The organism is Amycolatopsis sp. NPDC058278 (assembly GCF_042881395.1).
Taxonomy (GTDB): domain Bacteria; phylum Actinomycetota; class Actinomycetes; order Mycobacteriales; family Pseudonocardiaceae; genus Amycolatopsis.
The window spans coordinates 1-1,427 of the sequence record NZ_JBHVXZ010000076.1 but is presented as its reverse complement, the minus strand read 5'-3'; the positions used below and the strand labels follow the sequence as shown (position 1 = coordinate 1,427).

Annotated in this window: 2 protein-coding genes and 1 pseudogene; 2 read left to right on the top strand and 1 reads right to left on the bottom strand. The window is 71.2% G+C overall.

What is annotated here, in order from left to right:
* Nucleotides 1-455: pseudogene (locus ACFVYA_RS32150) on the top strand (hypothetical protein); the annotation flags it as partial.
* 146 nt (nucleotides 456-601) lie between these two features.
* Complete coding sequence (locus ACFVYA_RS32145) at nucleotides 602-997, top strand: HPF/RaiA family ribosome-associated protein (RefSeq protein ID WP_387050350.1); 396 nt, start codon at nucleotides 602-604, stop codon at nucleotides 995-997.
* A 31-nt stretch (nucleotides 998-1,028) separates the two neighbouring features.
* Here the strand turns inward: ACFVYA_RS32145 and ACFVYA_RS32140 are convergent, their stop codons facing one another.
* Nucleotides 1,029-1,349, bottom strand: a complete 321-nt coding sequence (locus tag ACFVYA_RS32140) for a hypothetical protein (protein ID WP_285991965.1) — start codon at nucleotides 1,347-1,349, stop codon at nucleotides 1,029-1,031.
* Between the last annotated feature and the right edge of the window lie 78 nt (nucleotides 1,350-1,427).

The window sequence follows — 1,427 nt, the reverse complement described above, 5'->3', positions numbered from 1 at the left end:
TTCTCCCTTACTATTCTCCCCCCCCCACCTACCCCCCCCGTCGGGGGCGGGGCGCCGCCCGCCCGCCCCCGCCGCCCGCCGGAGCGGCCACGAACCCGTACACCCCGACCGAAGTCTGCGGCGCGGGGTACCGGGTCATCTCCTCGCTACCGGCCAAGACCGACGACGGGCGCAAGTGGGGTGGGGTCTACCTGCTCTACAAGTCCGGTGGCTACAACTGCGTCGTCACCATCAAGTGGTCGTTCATCGGGGTCGCCACCGACACCTTCGCCGGGCTGTACCGGGACTCCGAGGACTCGAGCCGGAACGTCTACGACCAGGGGAACTACAAGTACTACGCGGTCGTCCGCGGGTACGCGCCGCAATGCATCAGCTACGCGGGCTGGGTTTCGGACAGGCCCGGAGAAGGCGGCACGGGCGCGGTCGCCGTCAGCGGCTGGGGCTGGTGCGGCTGAGGCGATTCCAGCGGGAGTTCGATGTGGACACACACCTCGTCCCGACGGCGAATCCGCGAACACCGTTCTTCGCCGCTGACGGCCACGGGGTTTGAGCCGGCCGGCCGCGTGGTACTGACGGACGTCATTGCTGTCCGATTCGGAGGGTGCTCGTGCAGATCCAGGTCAACACCGACCACAACGTCCACGGTGGCGAGCGCTTGGCCACCTACGTGACCACCGACCTGGAAAACAGCCTGTCCAGGTTCGGTGGCTGGTTGACCCGGGTGGAGGTGCACCTCAGCGAGGACGGCGGCGGCAAGCCCGAAGACAAGAAGTGCGTGATCGAGGCGCGACCCGGGGGCAAACAACCGGTCGCGGTCACCCACCACGCGACGACCGTGGACGACGCCTACGCCGGGGCGGCCCACAAATTGGGGCGGGTGCTGGATTCCCGGTACACCCGCGCCCACGACCACAAGGGCAGCGAAAGCATCCGCCACATGCCCGGTCCGGAGGACCCGGAGCAGGTCGGCGCGCTCGAGGAGGAGCCGCCGGCCTGATCGGCCCGGTACGCCGGTCCCCCGGCGGCGATCACCGCTTGCCCGAGCCGGTGTGCCCGCGACCGTCCGCGAAGGACCGCGCCGGCGGCTCTTGCGGCGGAGGCAGTTCGAGCAGGGCGGCGATCACCGACCGGGTGTCGCCGCCCTGGCTCCACACGGCCTCCTCGGCCGAACCGGCCCTTGTTCGGGCCGCCGAGGCCTCGTGTTCACCGTGGATCTCGATGCGGTCGCTGAACCCCGGCCACCCGTACGTGCCCACGATGATCGCCAGCTCGCCGTGCGGGTCGGCGATGTGCTGGAACCGGAACCCGCGGACGACGAGCGCGTGCAACCCCTCCTCGACGGTGGTCACCGGCGCTCCCGCTCGTCCGTGGGCCGCCGGGCGGTCCCGGCCGGCCGGGCGGCCGGGGCGTCCGCGCGGGTGAGGGCC